12 protein-coding genes are annotated in these 16513 nt (G+C 74.9%); 9 read left to right on the top strand and 3 right to left on the bottom strand.

What is annotated here, in order from left to right; all coding sequences use genetic code 11:
- Positions 1-118: 118 nt before the first annotated feature.
- Both B073_RS0132940 and B073_RS0132935 read left to right on the top strand, forming a co-directional pair.
- The gene (locus B073_RS0132940; protein WP_018542338.1) at positions 119-1123 is read left to right on the top strand and encodes a LysR family transcriptional regulator; all 1005 of its coding nucleotides are present in this window, start codon (positions 119-121) and stop codon (positions 1121-1123) included.
- A gap of 196 nt (positions 1124-1319) precedes the next feature.
- Positions 1320-1856 carry a DUF4232 domain-containing protein gene (locus B073_RS0132935; RefSeq protein ID WP_234025224.1) on the top strand — a complete coding sequence of 179 codons (537 nt, stop codon included), beginning with the start codon at positions 1320-1322 and terminating at the stop codon, positions 1854-1856.
- Between the two features lie 19 nt (positions 1857-1875).
- On the opposite strand, the gene B073_RS0132930 is transcribed toward B073_RS0132935, so the two are convergent.
- The gene (locus tag B073_RS0132930) at positions 1876-3780 is read right to left on the bottom strand and encodes an asparagine synthase-related protein (RefSeq protein ID WP_018542336.1); all 1905 of its coding nucleotides are present in this window, start codon (positions 3778-3780) and stop codon (positions 1876-1878) included.
- 590 nt (positions 3781-4370) lie between these two features.
- Here B073_RS0132930 and B073_RS0132925 point away from each other — a divergent pair.
- Positions 4371-5786 carry an MFS transporter gene (locus B073_RS0132925; RefSeq protein ID WP_018542335.1) on the top strand — a complete coding sequence of 472 codons (1416 nt, stop codon included), beginning with the start codon at positions 4371-4373 and terminating at the stop codon, positions 5784-5786.
- 179 nt (positions 5787-5965) lie between these two features.
- Positions 5966-7162: a uroporphyrinogen-III synthase gene (locus tag B073_RS0132920; protein WP_018542334.1), complete on the top strand. Its 1197-nt coding sequence runs from the start codon at positions 5966-5968 to the stop codon at positions 7160-7162.
- A 27-nt stretch (positions 7163-7189) separates the two neighbouring features.
- Here B073_RS0132920 and B073_RS0132915 read toward each other — a convergent pair whose 3' ends face one another.
- Positions 7190-7966 (bottom strand): class I SAM-dependent methyltransferase, encoded by a 777-nt coding sequence (locus tag B073_RS0132915; RefSeq protein WP_018542333.1) that lies wholly within the window; start codon positions 7964-7966, stop codon positions 7190-7192.
- 297 nt (positions 7967-8263) lie between these two features.
- On the opposite strand from B073_RS0132915, the gene B073_RS0132910 reads away from it, so the two are divergent.
- The 4 genes from B073_RS0132910 to B073_RS0132895 all read left to right on the top strand — a co-directional run bounded on the left by B073_RS0132910 (position 8264) and on the right by B073_RS0132895 (position 13947).
- Positions 8264-8857, top strand: a complete 594-nt coding sequence (locus B073_RS0132910; RefSeq protein ID WP_018542332.1) for an ABATE domain-containing protein — start codon at positions 8264-8266, stop codon at positions 8855-8857.
- A 214-nt stretch (positions 8858-9071) separates the two neighbouring features.
- Complete coding sequence (locus B073_RS0132905; protein ID WP_018542331.1) at positions 9072-11510, top strand: HelD family protein; 2439 nt, start codon at positions 9072-9074, stop codon at positions 11508-11510.
- Positions 11511-11984: 474 nt separating this feature from the next.
- The gene (locus B073_RS0132900; protein WP_026247950.1) at positions 11985-13418 is read left to right on the top strand and encodes an NAD-dependent malic enzyme; all 1434 of its coding nucleotides are present in this window, start codon (positions 11985-11987) and stop codon (positions 13416-13418) included.
- A 247-nt stretch (positions 13419-13665) separates the two neighbouring features.
- Positions 13666-13947, top strand: a complete 282-nt coding sequence (locus tag B073_RS0132895; RefSeq protein WP_018542329.1) for an HU family DNA-binding protein — start codon at positions 13666-13668, stop codon at positions 13945-13947.
- Between the two features lie 196 nt (positions 13948-14143).
- Here B073_RS0132895 and murA read toward each other — a convergent pair whose 3' ends face one another.
- Positions 14144-15490 (bottom strand): UDP-N-acetylglucosamine 1-carboxyvinyltransferase, encoded by a 1347-nt coding sequence (gene murA / locus B073_RS0132890; RefSeq protein ID WP_018542328.1) that lies wholly within the window; start codon positions 15488-15490, stop codon positions 14144-14146.
- A gap of 294 nt (positions 15491-15784) precedes the next feature.
- Here murA and B073_RS0132885 point away from each other — a divergent pair, with 294 nt between their 5' ends.
- Positions 15785-16459 carry a YqgE/AlgH family protein gene (locus B073_RS0132885; protein ID WP_026247949.1) on the top strand — a complete coding sequence of 225 codons (675 nt, stop codon included), beginning with the start codon at positions 15785-15787 and terminating at the stop codon, positions 16457-16459.
- Positions 16460-16513: the final 54 nt, after the last annotated feature.

Genomic DNA, 16513 nt, shown 5'->3' with positions numbered 1-16513 from the left:
CATTCACGCACGTGTGGTGTGAATGTGCTGTGGCCTGCGCGTCGAGTGGGGCGAGGGGGTGCGGGCGAGATGAGGAAAGGCGGGTGTGGGCGGCGGGTGCCGGTGTGAGGATGGGGCGGTGCCGTACGACACCGATCCCCGGCTGCTGCGGGCGTTCACCGCCGTCGCCGAAGAGCTGCACTTCACCCGGGCCGCCGCCCGGCTCTACGTCGCCCAGCAGGCGCTCAGCCGTGATGTCCGGCGGCTGGAGCGGGAGTTGGGGGCCCAGCTGTTCGTGCGGACCACCCGGCAGGTGGCGCTGACCGCGGCGGGCGAGCGGCTGCTGCCGTACGCGCGGCGGGTGGTGGCGGCGCACGAGGAGCTGGCCGCGGCCTTCCGGGCGGAGCCGGGGCGGCCGCTGGTGGTGGACGTGGCGGCGCCGGTCGGGACGGCGTACCGGCTGCTGGCGGAGGCCCGGCGGCGGCTGCCGGACAGCTGTGAGCTGGTCGCCCGTTTCCACAGCGGGCTGACGGGGGCGGCCGCCGAGCTGGCGGCCGGGCGGCTGGATGTCTCCTTCGGCCGGTTCGCGGGGCTGCCGGCCGCGGCCCGGGCCGGGCTCTGTCACCGGCCGGTCCGGCTGGAGCCGATGGCGGTGCTGCTGCGCGCGGACCATCCGCTGGCCGCCGCCCCGGCCGTGCCGCTGGACCGGCTGGCCGGCGAGACGCTCTACGCGGCCGCCGGCAACCCGCGCACCGCCGAGTGGACGGAGCTGGCGGCGCGGCTCTTCGCGGGGCGGGGGATCGCGATGGCGGAGCCGTTCCCGGAGATCGAGGGGGCGGAGGAGTTCGTCCGGGTGGTGCGTAGGCGCGGCTGGTCGGTGCTGGCGAGTGTGGAGTTCATCGAGGTGCCGGGGATGGTGCTGCGGCCGGTGGTGGATCCGGTGCCGCTGTCGCCGGTAGGGATGGTGTGGCGGCGGGGGCTGCGGCATCCGGGCCTGGACGCGCTGTGTGCCGCCGCCCGGGAACTGGGCGCCCGGGAGGGCTGGTTGACGCTCCCCGACGGCGAGTGGTGGCTGCCGGAGGCGGACGCCGCGGCGATGGGCGTCGCCGGGGACGGGGCGGCGGCGGGTGGCGGCAGGCCCTAGATGAGTGAGTCCGCGGGGGGCGCGGGAGGACGGCGGGCCGGTCGGGTCGCCGTCACGTGATCGATGTCTCTTTATGCGGAGCGTATTCGTGCCTCCGAGCAGGCAACCAACGGCACCGGAATTGCTTCCTTACGGACGGACACCGCGTGCGAACGATGCGTGCGAATTGGACAAACGGAAGGAACAGGGGGGAGTCGTGCAGCGACGTTCCGTACTCGCGACGACGATGGCCGCACTCGCCTTGACCGTTACCGCCGCCTTCACCGTGACCGGCTGCGGCTCGGGGCGGATGGCGGCGCTGCACGCCAACTGCAGGACCAAGGGCCTGAGCTGGCGGGTCACCGTCCTCAAGGCGGTGCCGCACAGCGCCCAGCGGGAGGCCCGGCTGTCGGTCGTCAACAAGGGCTCGCAGCCGTGCGTCTTCGACGGCTTTCCCACCTTCGCCGTCCACGTCGGCAAGGGGCCGGAGTCGGACGGCAAGGGGCAGGGGCGGGCCATGCCGATAGACCTCCGGCGCGGTGGCACGGTGACCACCAGCCTGCGCTACAAGGACCACGGGCCCGGTATGACGCCCGCCGACTGCCTGGTCAGCAATGACGAGGTCGTGGTGGGTGCGCCCCGCGACCACCACCAGAAGGTCATAAAGGTCCGGGACGAGAAGGGCAAGAAGACCCGGATGAACATCTGCGAGCAGACCGTCTGGATGGGCCCGCCCGTCCAGCCGACCGGCTGAGCCGTCCCGGCGGGGTGGCTCAGCCGCTCTCCGCGGCCGGGGCGGACGCCCGTCCGGCGGGTGCCGGGACGGTGCCGTAGGCCGGGCGGTCCGGCAGGGCCCGCAGCCAGAACTCGGCGGCCAGCGTGGGGTCCAGCGGCCGCAGCGCGCCGGTGTCCGGCTGGAGAGACGTCAGGACCGGGCGCAGCGCCTCCGGGCGGATCAGGCCCAGCGCCGCCAGCCGGGAGTCCGCGCACAGCGCGGCCAGCGCCCGGCGGTTGCGGCGCAACCCCGCATGCAACTCCGCGCTGTGCGCGCGCCGGCCGCCGCGGCCCAGGACCGGGCCGGGCACGGTGCCGCGCATCGCGGCGGCCAGCACCGGCTTGCCGCCGCCGCCCGGCACCCGGTCGGCGAGCCGGACGGCCAGCGCCGCCTCGATCACCGCGTCGTCCAGGAACGGCGCCTCGTAGGCCACGCCGTACGCCGAGGTCAGGGCGTCGATGCCGCGTACCCGCTCGCCGGCCCGGACCGCGGCGGCGGCCGTCTCGTGCTGGGCGCGCAGCGGGTCGAACGGCTCGGGGGCCGCGGCGGCCGCCTCGCGCAGCAGCCGGCGGACCGTGGCGACCGCGTCCGGGTGCGCCCAGGGCGGCATCGCCGGGACGTCCTCCCAGTCCGTGCCGGCGGGGCGGCGGCGCGCGCCGGGGGCGATCCGGTCGGCGCCGGCGGCCAGCCAGCGGGGGTAGCAGCACCCGCCGAGCAGGGTGCGGACGGTGGCCGGCAGCGTCCAGGGGGCGAGCCGGCGGGCCCGGCGGGCCAGGCGCACGGCGGCACGGAGGTCGCCGCGGGCGAGGGAGTTCAGGGCCACCGGCCGCAGCGCGAACAGTTCGTCGCCGCCGACGCCGGCCAGGTGCATCCGGGAGCCGAACTTCGCGACCAGGCGGGCCTGGTGGAGCAGCCGGGCCGCCTCCCGGACGGCGGCCAACGGGCCGGCGGGGTCGGTGTGCGCGGGCTGTGCGGGCGGGGTGTACCAGGTGGGGGCGTCGGTGTACGGGAGGGAGAGGTGGCGGCCCTCCTGGCGGACGCGGCTGAGGCGGTAGGCGCTGTGGGCGCTCCACAGGGGGCCGTCGTCGGCCGGGTCGCGGCCCTCCCAGCCGGTGGTGATCAGCTCGGTGCCGTCGCGGGCGGCCAGGAAGCACAGGCTGGTGGAGTCCAGGCCGCCGGAGAGGTCGGCGCTGAGCGTGGCGCGGTGCGTGCGGGCGTGGACGGCGGCGCTGAGCGCCTCCCGTACCGCCTCGGCGGCGTCCGGAAGCGGGAGGTCCGGCTCCGGCGGGCGCCACCAGCGGTCCTCGCGGTACCGGCCGGCCGGGTCGTGCGCGGCGCAGTGGCCGGGCGGTACGGCGTGCACCGCGCGCCAGGGGGTGCGCAGCGCGAGGGGTAACGGGGCGCCGGGCGCGAGGAGCCGGGCGGCGAGCGCCTCCTCGTCGACGGTGCCGATCCCGGGCGTGCCGGGCAGTCCGGAGGCGGCCGCGGCGTGCGCCAGCGCGGCGAGGTCCTGGGGGCGGCTGCCCAGCACGGTGAGGCCGGCGAGGTCGGTGCGGTGCAGCCGGCGGACCGCGGAGAGGCTGCCCTGCGCGCGGATCTCGGCGCCCATACAGGCCAGCAGGAAGAAGCTGCCGGGGAGTTCGTGCCGCAGCCCGGCGAGGTCGTCGAGGTCGCGCAGCCGGCGGAGCAGCCGGGCCAGCGCGCCGGGGGTGGCCGAGGTCGTGCCGAGCAGCACCGCGCAGCGCGGGCCGACCCGCTCGGTCACCAGCTCCTCGGGCCGCCAGTGGCCGACGATCCAGGGGCGGCCGGAGAGGTGGGCGATCGTGCGGGTGGCGGGGGTCCGGGGCAGGCAGGCGGCGAGCCGGTCGGTGAGGGGGTGGTCGGGGAACACCAGGAAATCCACGGGGGGTTACCACTCCTTGGCGTGGTCGGGGACCGGCGGGGCGCGGGGCGGTCCGGCCGCGGGCGGCCGGACCGGCCTCGGTGCTGCCGGGGCGGGGAGGTGCCCCGGCAGGGGGATCGCGCGGCGGCGGGGACGTCAGGAGCCGGGTCGTCCGCCGGTGATCCGCTGCGGGGGTCGGTGCATGGCATCCCTTTCCTTCCGGTGTCCGGGGCCCGGCATCCCTGCGGGGGCGGGTGTGGCGCCCTGGCAGAGGCGAGGACCGCCGCCGGACGGCGGGCCACGAGCGGGCCCGACGCCTCTCACGACGGAGCGTGGTGGGCTGGTTACACGGTGCGTCCGATAAGAAGGCTGGCAGTGTCCGCGGCACGTGCCATTACCCCGTTCGGGTGAACGGAGGGGCGCGTGGTGCACGGCGGCGCACCGCCTCCGCTCCGTACGCCGCGGATGTGCCGCGGCGGCTCACCGCGTGCACCCGTCCCGCGTGAGCGCAAGGTTTCGCGCCGGTGACGTGCTGCCACAGGGCGGTAACCCGCCGTCCCTAGCGTCGAGTCGGACCCGGTCCGCGGACCGCACCGACCTTGGGAGGCGCCATGACGGCCCAGACCGCGACGGAGACCGCGGCCACCCGCAGCACGGGTGGCCGGGTGAGGAAGGGGCGGCGCTGGATCGAGCGCTGGGACCCCGAGGACGAGGTGTTCTGGCGGGAGTCCGGGGAGCGGATCGCCCGGCGCAACCTCGCCCTGTCGGTGCTGACCGAGCACATCGGCTTCTCCGTATGGAGCCTGTGGTCGGTGATGGTGCTGTTCATGGGGCCGGAATACGGGATCGACCCGGCCGGGAAATTCTTCCTGGTGGCGGTGCCGACGGCGGTGGGCGCGGTGCTGCGGGTGCCGTACACCTTCGCCGTGGCGCGGTTCGGCGGGCGCAACTGGACGGTCTTCAGCGCGCTGCTGCTGGTGGTGGTGCCGGCGGCGGCCGCGGCGCTGGTGATGAGGCCGGGCACGCCGTACGGGGTGTTCCTGGCGGTGGCCGCGCTGGCCGGTGTCGGGGGCGGCAACTTCGCCTCGTCGATGACCAACATCAACGCCTTCTTCCCGCTGCGCAGGAAGGGCTGGGCGCTGGGGCTGAACGCCGGCGGCGGCAACCTCGGCGTGCCGGTGGTGCAGCTGCTGGGGCTGCTGGTGATCGGCACGGCCGGGGCGGCCCGGCCGCGGCTGGTGCTCGCCGTGTACCTGCCGCTGATCGTGCTGAGCGCGGTGCTGGCCGCGCTGTTCATGGACAACCTCGCGCCGGTCGCCAACGACGCCGGGGCGGCCGTGGCGGCGGCCCGGGACCGGCACACCTGGGTGATGGCGCTGCTCTACGTCGGCACCTTCGGGTCGTTCATCGGCTACAGCTTCGCCTTCGGGCTGGTCCTCCAGAGCCAGTTCGCGCGCACCCCCCTCCAGGCGGCGTCGCTGACCTTCCTCGGGCCGCTGCTGGGGTCGCTGGCCCGGCCGGCCGGCGGCTGGCTGGCGGACCGGTACGGCGGCGCGCGGATCACCCTGGGCGGTTTCGCGGCGATGGGCCTGGCCACCGGGGTGGTGCTGGCCGCCTCGGCGGCGCACTCGCTGCCGCTGTTCCTCGCCGGCTTCACCGCGCTGTTCCTGCTCACCGGCCTGGGCAACGGCGCCACCTACAAGATGATCCCGGGCATCTTCCTGGCCCGGGCGGTGCGCCGGGGGCTGGCCGGCGAGGCGGCCGCGGCCGACGGGCGGCGGCTCTCGGGGGCCGCGATGGGGCTGATCGGGGCGGTCGGCGCGCTCGGCGGGCTGGGCATCAACCTCGCCTTCCGGGAGGCGTTCGCCGCCACCGGCTCCGGGGTGGCCGCGTTCGCCGCGTTCCTGGTGTTCTACGCGGTGTGCGGGGCGGTCACCTGGGCGGTGTACGTGCGCCGCCCGGCGGGCGGCTCGGCTGCGGAGGAGCCGGACGGGACGACGCGCCGTCCCGTATACGCGGACCTCTGAGAACCGGGCCCCGGGAGGCGCTTCCGTAACAGCGGGGAAATACTGGCGCACCGGGCCTGTCACGTGCCGTTGGCAGGCTCGACATCCGGCGCGGGTGCGCCGGACCGCGCCGGCACCGTGCGCGCCACGGACGGGAGCGCGGGGCGCAACAGACCACTCCGGGCGGACGGGACGGACCGATGCACCAGCAGCAGGAGGAGGCCGGGCGGGAGCCCGCGGAACGGGGCCGGGGGCTGCGCCCGTTGGACGGCTTCACCGTCGGGGTGACGGCGGCCCGCCGGGCCGAGGAGCTGGGCGCCCTGCTGGAGCGCCGCGGCGCCCAGGTGGTGCACGCCCCGGCGCTGCGCATCGTGCCGCTGTCGGACGACACCGAACTGCTCGCCGTCACCCGCGCGCTGGCCGACGACCCGCCGGACGTGGTGGTGGCCACCACCGCCATCGGGTTCCGCGGCTGGATCGAGGCGGCGGAGGGCTGGGGGCTGGGCGAGGCGCTGCTGGGCCGGCTGGCCGGGACGGAACTGCTGGCCCGCGGCCCGAAGGTGCGCGGCGCGATCCGGGCGGCCGGTTTGACCGAGAAGTGGTCGCCGGCCTCGGAGTCGATGGCCGAGGTGCTCGACCATCTGATGGCGGCGGGCGTCGACGGGCGGCGGATCGCCCTCCAGTTGCACGGGGAGCCGCTGCCGGGGTTCGTCGAGGCGCTGCGGGCCGGTGGCGCGGAGGTGGTCGGGGTGCCCGTCTACCGCTGGATGCCGCCGGCCGACCTCGGGCCGGTGGACCGGCTGCTGGACGCCGTCCTGGCGCGCGGCCTGGACGCGGTGACGTTCACCAGCGCACCGGCCGCCGCCTCGCTGCTGCGCCGGGCCGCCGAGCGCGGCATCCAGCCGGAGCTGCTGGCCGCGCTGCGGCAGGACGTGCTGGTGGCGTGCGTGGGCCCGGTGACGGCGCTCCCGCTGGAGGCGCTGGAGGTGTCCACCCGGCAGCCGGAGCGGTTCCGGCTGGGCCCGCTGGTGCAGCTGCTGTGCCGGGAACTCCCGGGCCGGATACCGCCGTTGCCGGTCGCCGGCCGGCGGCTGGAGATCCGCGGCCGGGGCGCCGTGGTGGACGGGGCGCTGCGCCCGGTGCCGCCCGCCGGGATGGCGCTGCTGCGTGCCCTGGCCCGCCGCCCCGGCTGGGTGGTGGCCCGCGCCGAACTGCTGCGGGCGCTGCCGGGCACGGGCCGGGACGAGCACGCGGTGGAGACCGCGATGGCGCGCCTGCGGACGGCGCTGGGGGAGCCCCGGCTGATCCAGACGGTGGTCAAGCGCGGCTACCGGCTGGCACTGGACGCGGCGGCGGAATCCGGGAAGTACTCCGGGTCCTGCGGGGACGGCGGCTGACGCCGGCCCGAGGGGCCGCCGTGCCCCTCAGGCCGGGTTGCTCACCCGGATCTTGGACTGGCCGTGCGGCCGGGTCTCCCAGTCCTCCATGAAGCGCGCCGTCAGCCCGTGCCCGCGGGCCAGCCGCAGCAGGGTCTCGGTCCGGTAGTAGAAGTCCTCGCGCAGGACCTGGTGTTCGGCGCCCTCGGTGCGGTCGAAGGTGAAGTCGAAGAAGCCGCCGGGGGCCAGGATCCGGCCGACGTGCGCCAGGCACTCGTCGATGACGGGCAGCGGCGAGTGCGAGAAGACGCTGTGTGCGTGGACGACGTCGAAGTGCGCGGCCGGCAGGAAGTCCAGCTTCAGGTCCTGGGTGAGGGTCAAGTGCGGGAGCTTGTCCTGGAGTTCGTAGGTGGCGAGGGTCCGCTTGGCGGCTATCAGGATGTCCGGCGAGATGTCGATCCCGTAGTAGTTGCCGGTGTCCAGGTGGTCGATGAACCGCCAGCCGGCCCGGAGGTTGCCGCAGCCGATGTCGAGCATCCGGTGCCCGGGGCGCAGTCCGTGCTCCACGAGGTAGTCGAACTGCATCTCGCCCAGTGCCAGCCAGCGTTCGTGGCTGCGGCTGCCGACCGCGGCCTCCGGGTTGCGGTCGGTGTCCGAGGCCATCACCGCGCGGTAGTACGCGACGTGGTCGGGGTGCTTCAGGCGCAGCCAGGTGTCGCGGGCGGTGCGCCTGACGTAGGGGGCGATCCGGGCCGGGTTGCGGACCGCGTAGCCGAGCTTGTGGGCCAGCGTGGAGCGGTTCTTGAGCAGCGGTGAGGACGACATGCCGCGGACTATACAACACGTGTATACGTGCAGTGTCTACATGGGGTGTCTACGCGGGTGTCCGGATGAGGTGCTGCGCGGGCGTCCGCAGGGGGTGTCCACGCGGCATGTCTCGTGGCGGCCGTGCGAAGTGCCCGGATCGGGCGGCCACTTGGCGCGCCGCGGGCCGCCCCGTTCCGCCGCCGCCCGCGCGCGGCCTTCCGGCGGGCGGCGCGGGCGGGCACCCTGGGAACGCTCCTGTACGCCCCCGGCGCCCCCTTTCCCGTCCCGTGTCCGTTCGCAAGGAGTGACAGGCACATGGCAGCCATGGCAGTCCCCTACGACTTCCGGTTCGACTGCGGGCGGATCTGCCTGGACCTGATGGCCACCGCCGGCGGCGCCCCGGCCGCCGGCGAGCGGCTCACCGGCCCGGCGCCGCTGGCCGCCTGGCTGACCGGCGCGGGACTGGTGCCGCCCGGCGCCCCGCTCGACGCCGTCGACGCCGGCTGGGTCGCCCGTTTCCGGGCGCTGCGCGAGCTGCTGGGCCGGGTCGTCCGGGCCGAAGTGCGCGGCCGGGCCGCCGCGGCCGATCTGGCGCTGCTCAACGCCGCCGCCGAGGGCGCCGCGCCGCCCGCCGTGCGCGCGGTCCGCGGCCCGGACGGCGCGCTCGCCGGCGCCCTGGCCGCCCCGCCCGACTGCGCCGGGCTGCTGGCGGCGGTGGCCCGGGACGCCGTCGCGCTGCTCACCGACCCGGCGGCGCGCGGCCGGCTGCGCCAGTGCGCCGGCGACGGCTGCCCGCTGGTCTATCTGGACACCTCGCGCGGCCGGCGCCGTCGCTGGTGCTCCAGCGAGGTCTGCGGCAACCGCGCCCGGGTGGCCCGGCACCGGCGGCGGACCGCGGGCATCCCGTGACCGCGGCCGGGTCCGCCGCCGGGTCCGTCGCCGCGACCTGATCCGGCGACGGTGCCTCCGTATCCGGCGGGGTGACCGGGCCTGCCCGACCGAAACGCCTTCCGAGTCGACATCCGACCGCCGACGTCCGGTTTTGTCCATACCTCCAGGTGCGCACCGTGCCGGGTTCGCGTACGGTTGACGGCTGCCCTACGCACAGCAGAAGGGGGCTTGGGTGGCCGCGCACAACGCCACGCACGCACCGGACCACGCACCGGATTCCGTTCGGGACCGCGAGATCGAGGCCGAGCAGGCACACCTCGACCGCGTCTACCGGCGCCTCGAGGAGAAGATCCACGAGGCCGAGTTCCTGATGGACGACGCCGCCAAGCGCGGCCAGGTCGGCACGCCCGGCGCGCTCGCCGAACGCGACGCCCAGGTCTTCCAGGCCGGCGTCCACCTCCACCGGCTCAACTCCGAGTACGAGGACTTCCTCTTCGGCCGGATCGACCTGCTCCCGGGCAAGGACGGCAAGAAGGGCCCGGACGGCGCCTACACCTCCGTCGAGCCGGCCGACGGCGCAATCCGGGACGGCCGCGCCGCCATCGCCGAGACGCTGCACATCGGCCGCCTCGGGGTCCTGGACGCGGACTACTCCCCGCTGGTCATCGACTGGCGGGCGCCGGCCGCCGCGCCCTTCTACCGCGCCACCCCGGTCGCCCCCGGCCGGGTCGTCCGCCGCCGGGTGATCCGCTCCAAGGGCCGCCGGGTGCTGGGCGTCGAGGACGACCTGATGCGCCCGGAGGTCACCGCCACCCTGGACGGCGAGGAGCTGCCGGCGGTCGGCGACGGCGCGCTCATGGCCGCGCTGGGCCGGGCCCGCAGCCACACCATGCGGGACATCGTCGCCTCCATCCAGGCCGAGCAGGACATGGTGATCCGGGCCCCCGCCGCCTCCGTCACCGAGGTCGAGGGCGGGCCCGGCACCGGCAAGACCGCGGTCGCCCTGCACCGCGCCGCCTACCTCCTCTACCAGGACCGCCGCCGCTACGCCGGCGGCATCCTGATCGTCTCCCCGACCCCGCTGCTGGTCGCCTACACCGAGGGCGTGCTGCCCTCCCTGGGCGAGGAGGGGCAGGTCGCCATCCGGGCGCTCGGCTCGCTCGTGGAGGGCGCCGAGGCGACCGCGTACGACCCGCCGCCGATCTCCCGCATCAAGGGTTCGGCGCGGATGCAGAAGCTGCTGCGCAAGGCCGCCCGCGGGGCTCTGGAGGCGGCCGTGCCCGCCCCGCCGCGCGCCCGCACCGCCGAGGACACCCAGCTGTCCCTGGAGGACCTCGCCGCCGCACCCGGCGACGCCCCGGCCCCGCCCACCCGCCTCCGGGTCGTCGCCTTCGGCGCCCGGCTCGAACTGGACGAGGCCGAGCTGCGCGCCGTCCGCCAGTCCGCGCTGGGCGGCACCGCCCCGGTCAACCTGCTGCGCCCGCGCGCCCGCCGGCTGATCCTGGACGCCCTGTGGGCCAAGTCCGGCGGCGCCCGCCGCTACTCCGACCCGGAGCTGGCCGCCGAGGCCCGCCAGGGCTTCGACGAGGACCTCGTCACCGAGCCCGACTTCCAGGCGTTCCTCGACGCCTGGTGGCCGGAGCTCACCCCGCGCGGCGTCCTGGCCGCGATGGCCGACGAGCGCCGCCTCGGCCGCTGGGCCCGCCGCCTCCTCAACCCCCGCGAGGTCCGCCAACTCGCCCGCTCGCTGCGGAGGTTGGGTGACGACGGCCGGGGTCCGCTGTCGGTGCACGATGTCGCGCTGCTGGACGAGCTCCAGCAGATCCTGGGCGCCCCGGCCCGGCCGGCCCGCCCCCGCGAGGCCGACCCGCTGGACCAGCTGACCGGCCTGGAGGAGCTGACCACCTACGCGGACCGGCTCTCCGCCGGCCGGGGGCGCAGGGAGCGCCTGGAGGAGGAGCGCACCGACTACGCGCACGTCATCGTCGACGAGGCCCAGGACCTGACGCCGATGCAGTGGCGGATGGTCGGCCGCCGCGGCCGGCACGCCACCTGGACCGTGGTCGGCGACCCGGCGCAGTCCTCCTGGTCGGACCCGGACGAGGCCGCCGAGGCCCGCGACGAGGCGCTCGGCACCCGCCCGCGCCGCCGCTTCACGCTCACCGTGAACTACCGCAACCCGGCCGAGATCGCCGAGCTGGCGTCCCGGGTCCTGGCCCTGGCCATGCCCGGCACCCCGGCGCCCCGGGCGGTCCGCTCGACCGGCCTGCAGCCGCGCTTCGGCGCCGTCGACGGCACCGGAGGCACCGGCGGCGCGGACGGCACCGCCGACGAGGCGCTGGCCCGGGCCACCGTCGCCGAGGCCGAACGGCTGCTGGCGGAGGTCGAGGGCACGGTCGGCGTCGTGGTGGCGATGCGCCGCCGCGCACAGGCCCGCGACTGGCTGGCCGGCCTCGGCGACCGCGTGGTCGCGCTGGGCTCCCTGGAGGCCAAGGGCCTGGAGTACGACGCCACCCTGGTGGTCTCGCCCGCCGAGATCGCCGACGAGTCCCCGGCCGGCCTGCGGGTCCTCTATGTCGCCCTGACCCGAGCCACCCAGCAGCTGACCGTGCTCTCCGCCGCCCCGGACGACCCCGACGAGCACGGCGTCCCGGACCTGCTCCGCGACTAGCGAACGGGCCCCGCCCCGGGGCCCGTGTGCTGCCATCCGAGGGGTTGTGAAATCGGGTGCGCGGGACGGGATTCGCTTGCCGGGATGGTTTGTTAGCCTTGGTGGCGGCACCGGCTCGATCCAAGCCCCCGGGCCCAACCATCGTCGCTACGAGCGACCACTTGCCGCGAGGCGAGCATGGCGGGTCGGTGTCATCAAGCAGCGGCGCGGGCGCCCCTCCTCCGGGAGGGGCGCCCGCAGTCGTTTTCCTCCCCCGGCCGCGCCCGCGTGTGCGAGGTGGCCGATTCGCGTGGGGCGGTGGGGTTCCATTCGGGCGATCGTTTCTCGTATGGTGGAAGAGTCTTTCCGGAATTCGTAGCTGGTTACCGTGTACCGGCTGGTAGGTGGGACGATCGAACGACGCGCTCCGGCTCGGCAACCCCTGAGATCCGGAGCCGCTCAGAGCCAAACCAGGGAAAGCAGAGGAAGTCGGCCATGGCAACGGCGCCTAGCGTCTCGTATTCGATGACGGTGCGACTGGAGGTGCCGGCGAGCGGCACCGCCGTCAGCCAGCTCACCACGGCCGTGGAGTCCTCCGGCGGGTCGGTCACCGGCCTCGACGTGACCGCGTCCGGCCACGAGAAACTCCGGATCGACGTCACGATCGCCGCGACCTCCACCGCGCACGCCCAGGAGATCGTCTCCAAGCTGCGCGGCATCGAGGGCGTCTCGCTCGGCAAGGTCTCCGACCGGACCTTCCTGATGCACCTCGGCGGCAAGATCGAGATGTCGTCCAAGCACCCGATCCGGAACCGCGACGACCTGTCCATGGTCTACACCCCCGGCGTCGCCAGGGTCTGCCAGGCCATCGCCGACAACCCCGAGGACGCCCGCCGGCTCACCATCAAGCGCAACAGCGTCGCGGTGGTCACCGACGGCTCCGCCGTCCTCGGCCTCGGCAACATCGGCCCCAAGGCCGCCCTGCCCGTCATGGAGGGCAAGGCGGCCCTCTTCAAGCGCTTCGCCGGCATCGACGCCTGGCCGCTCTGCCTGGACACCCAGGACCCCGACGCGATCGTCGAGATCGTCAAGGCCATCGCCCCCGGCTTCGCGGGCATCAACCTCGAGGACATCTCCGCGCCCCGCTGCTTCGAGATCGAGGCCCGGCTGCGCGAGGCCCTGGACATCCCGGTCTTCCACGACGACCAGCACGGCACCGCCATCGTGGTGCTCGCCGCGCTCACCAACGCGCTGCGCGTCGTCGGCAAGAAGATCGAGGACGTCCGGGTCGTGATGTCCGGCGCCGGCGCCGCCGGCACCGCCATCCTCAAGCTGCTGCTGGCCGCCGGCGTCCGGCACGCCGTGGTCGCCGACATCCACGGCGTGGTGCACGCCGCCCGCGCCGACCTGGTCGACGCCGACCCCGACTCGGCGCTGCGCTGGATCGCCGACAACACCAACCCCGAGGGCGTCACCGGCACCCTCAAGGAGGCCGTGGACGGCTCCGACGTCTTCATCGGCGTCTCCGCCCCCAACGTCCTCGACGGCGACGACGTGGCCCGGATGGCCGACGGCGCGATCGTCTTCGCACTGGCCAACCCGGACCCGGAGGTCGACCCGGCCCTCGCCCGGCAGACCGCCGCCGTCGTCGCCACCGGCCGCTCCGACTTCCCCAACCAGATCAACAACGTCCTGGTGTTCCCCGGGGTCTTCCGCGGCCTGCTCGACGCCGCCTCGCGTACGGTGAACACCGAGATGATGCTGGCCGCGGCCCGCGCTCTCGCCGACGTCGTCCTGGACGACGAGCTCAACGCGAACTACATCATCCCCAGCGTCTTCAACGAGAAGGTCGCGGGCGCGGTGGCCGGCGCGGTGCGGGACGCGGCGAAGGCCGCGGGCGAGGCTGTGACGGCCGCCACCGGGGTCTGAGACGGCGCGTCGCAGGACGTGCCCCCAGCAGGCCACCCATAGGGTGGCGGGTGACCCTCCAGGGTGCCGGATTGGCTTTACCGCCGCAGGTGGGGGCAGGATGCGTATTCGGGCGCGAGGGTCTGGCACGCAGACCCGGGTCCGCAGACTGTCCGAGGGCCCTGGCAGCATCGGCTTCGCTGAGCCCAAACATGCGGCTCCGCCGCGTGGCACGCCGCATTGGCAAGAAGAACACGGGAGTACATACATGAACCGCAGTGAGCTGGTGGCCGCTCTGGCCGATCGCGCCGAGGTGACCCGCAAGGACGCCGACGCCGTTCTGGCCGCGTTCGCCGAGACCGTCGGCGAGATCGTCGCCAAGGGCGACGAGAAGGTCACCATCCCCGGCTTCCTGACTTTCGAGCGCACCCACCGTGCCGCTCGCACCGCGCGGAACCCGCAGACGGGTGAGCCGATCCAGATCGCGGCCGGCTACAGCGTGAAGGTCTCCGCGGGCTCGAAGCTCAAGGAAGCCGCCAAGGGCAAGTAAGGCCCTTCCCACGGCATGTCGGGCGGCCACCCTTCCCGGAGGGTGGCCGCCCTTCGTATGCCCGCGTACGCGCCGCTCAGGGCCTTCGGTGGGCCGTCCGCAGGGGGCGGGGACCCGGGGCCGGGAAACGCGAAGGCGCCGCGCGGTCGTCGCGGTGCGACCGACGCGGCGCCTCCTGGCGCGGACGGGCGGGGGATCAGCCCCGCGGGTTGCCGTTCGGCAGCTCCACCTTGGCGCCCAGCTCGACGAGCTTCTCCATGAAGTTCTCGTAGCCGCGGTTGATCAGGTCGATGCCGTGCACCCGGGAGGTGCCCTGCGCCGCCAGCGCCGCGATCAGGTACGAGAAGCCGCCGCGCAGGTCGGGGATGACCAGGTCGGCGCCCTGGAGCCGGGTGGGCCCGGAGACGACCGCGGAGTGCAGGAAGTTGCGCTGGCCGAAGCGGCAGGCGGAGCCGCCCAGGCACTCGCGGTAGAGCTGGATGTGGGCGCCCATCTGGTTGAGCGCGGAGGTGAAGCCGAGGCGGGACTCGTAGACCGTCTCGTGGACGATCGACAGGCCCGACGCCTGGGTCAGCGCGACCACCAGGGGCTGCTGCCAGTCGGTCTGGAAACCGGGGTGGACGTCGGTCTCCAGGGCGATGGCGTCGAGCGAGCCGCCCGGGTGCCAGAAGCGGATGCCCTCGTCGTCGATCTCGAAGGCGCCGCCGACCTTACGGAAGGTGTTGAGGAAGGTCATCATGGAGCGCTGCTGGGCGCCCCGGACGTAGATGTTGCCCTCGGTGGCCAGCGCCGCGGACGCCCAGGAGGCGGCCTCCAGACGGTCCGGGAGGGCGCGGTGGGTGTAGCCGTCGAGCTTGTCGACACCGGTGATCCGGATCGTCCGGTCGGTGTCCATGGAGATGATCGCGCCCATCTTCTGCAGGACGCAGATCAGGTCCTCGATCTCCGGCTCCACGGCGGCGTTCGACAGCTCGGTGACGCCCTCGGCCAGGACGGCCGTCAGCAGCACCTGCTCGGTCGAGCCGACCGACGGGTACGGCAGCCGGATCTTGCAGCCGCGCAGCCGCTGCGGGGCCTCCAGGTACTGCCCGTCGGCGCGCTTCTCGATCTTCGCGCCGAACTGCCGCAGCACGTCGAAGTGGAAGTCGACCGGCCGGCCGCCGATGTCGCAGCCGCCCAGGCCCGGGATGAAGGCGTGGCCCAGCCGGTGCAGCAGCGGGCCGCAGAACAGGATCGGGATCCGCGAGGAGCCGGCGTGCGCGTCGATGTCCGCGACGTTGGCGCTCTCCACGTGCGAGGGGTCGAGGACCAGCTCGCCGGACTCGTCGCCCGGGCGCACCGTGACGCCGTGCAGCTGGAGCAGCCCGCGCACCACGCGGACGTCCCGGATGTCGGGGACGTTGCGCAGCCGGCTCGGACCGCTTCCCAGGAGGGCGGCGACCATGGCCTTGGGTACAAGGTTCTTCGCACCGCGAACCCGGATCTCGCCCTCCAGCGGGGTGCCGCCGTGGACAATCAGTACGTCGTCAGTGGAGACGGTCATGGATCTCGCGTTCCTGGAGTCGGTCTGGGCCACGAGAAATGGTAAGGGCGGCCGAGGGGGTGCCCGTCGCGACGGACCGGGTCCGGCCATGTAATGGCTTTGTCACAACACGCTCCGCTACAGGCCGCCTGTGATGCGTCATCGCCTTTTGCGGCGAACGCGAAGAATGTCGCGAATAAGTCATTCGGTGCCGGAACCGTGCGCCGGGGTCTGCCGTCGTACGCCCGCCCTGTTCTCCCGGCGGGTCCGGGCGTTGACTCCCCCTTCGGGCCGGAAGTGCGGGATCATGTGGCCATGACCGAGGTGTCCTCGCTCACAGGGCGGCTGCTCGTCGCCACACCCGCGCTCGCCGACCCGAACTTCGACCGGGCGGTGGTGCTCCTCCTCGACCACGACGAGGAGGGGTCCCTCGGCGTGATCCTCAACCGCCCCACCCCGGTCGGCGTCGCCGACATCCTCGCCCCCTGGGCCGGGCTGACCGGGGAGCCCGGGGTGGTCTTCCAGGGCGGCCCGGTCTCCCTGGACTCGGCGCTCGGGGTGGCGGTGGTGCCCGGCGGTGGGACGCCCGGCGAGAGCGCCCCCTCCACGGGCGGGGCGAGCCACGCCGGCGGCGCGGGCGGCGGGACGGCCGGCGCGCCGGCCGCGGACCCGGCCGACGGCGCCGGTCCCGGCGACGAGCCGCTGGGCTGGCGCCGGGTGCACGGCGCGATCGGCCTGGTGGACCTGGAGGCCCCGCCGGAGCTCCTCGCCGCGGTCCTCGGCAGCCTGCGGATCTTCGCCGGGTACGCCGGCTGGGGCCCCGGCCAGCTGGAGGACGAGCTGGTGGAGGGGGCCTGGTACGTCGTCGAGTCCGAGCCGGGCGACGTCTCCTCGCCCGATCCGGAGCAGCTGTGGCGCGCGGTGCTGCGCCGGCAGCGCAACGAGCTGGCGATGGTGGCGACCTACCCCGACGACCCGTCGCTGAACTGAGCCGCCGGCCCGCCACCGGCCCGTAGCGGGCCCGCCGCACCGCGGCGCCGGGCC

This window comes from Streptomyces sp. MspMP-M5, assembly GCF_000373585.1.
GTDB lineage: Bacteria > Actinomycetota > Actinomycetes > Streptomycetales > Streptomycetaceae > Streptomyces.
The sequence above is the reverse complement of the archived record's forward strand: the minus strand, read 5'-3'. Positions and strand labels throughout refer to the sequence as shown.

What these genes read in the sequence shown, in the direction of transcription:
- B073_RS0132925 (WP_018542335.1), top strand. Translation starts at nt 4,371, where the DNA reads ATGACGGCCCAGACCGCGACGGAGACCGCGGCCACCCGCAGCACGGGT.
- B073_RS0132920 (WP_018542334.1), top strand. Translation starts at nt 5,966, where the DNA reads ATGCACCAGCAGCAGGAGGAGGCCGGGCGGGAGCCCGCGGAACGGGGC.
- B073_RS0132915 (WP_018542333.1), bottom strand. Translation starts at nt 7,966, where the DNA reads ATGTCGTCCTCACCGCTGCTCAAGAACCGCTCCACGCTGGCCCACAAG.
- B073_RS0132910 (WP_018542332.1), top strand. Translation starts at nt 8,264, where the DNA reads ATGGCAGCCATGGCAGTCCCCTACGACTTCCGGTTCGACTGCGGGCGG.
- B073_RS0132900 (WP_026247950.1), top strand. Translation starts at nt 11,985, where the DNA reads ATGGCAACGGCGCCTAGCGTCTCGTATTCGATGACGGTGCGACTGGAG.
- B073_RS0132895 (WP_018542329.1), top strand. Translation starts at nt 13,666, where the DNA reads ATGAACCGCAGTGAGCTGGTGGCCGCTCTGGCCGATCGCGCCGAGGTG.
- murA (WP_018542328.1), bottom strand. Translation starts at nt 15,490, where the DNA reads ATGACCGTCTCCACTGACGACGTACTGATTGTCCACGGCGGCACCCCG.
- B073_RS0132885 (WP_026247949.1), top strand. Translation starts at nt 15,785, where the DNA reads ATGACCGAGGTGTCCTCGCTCACAGGGCGGCTGCTCGTCGCCACACCC.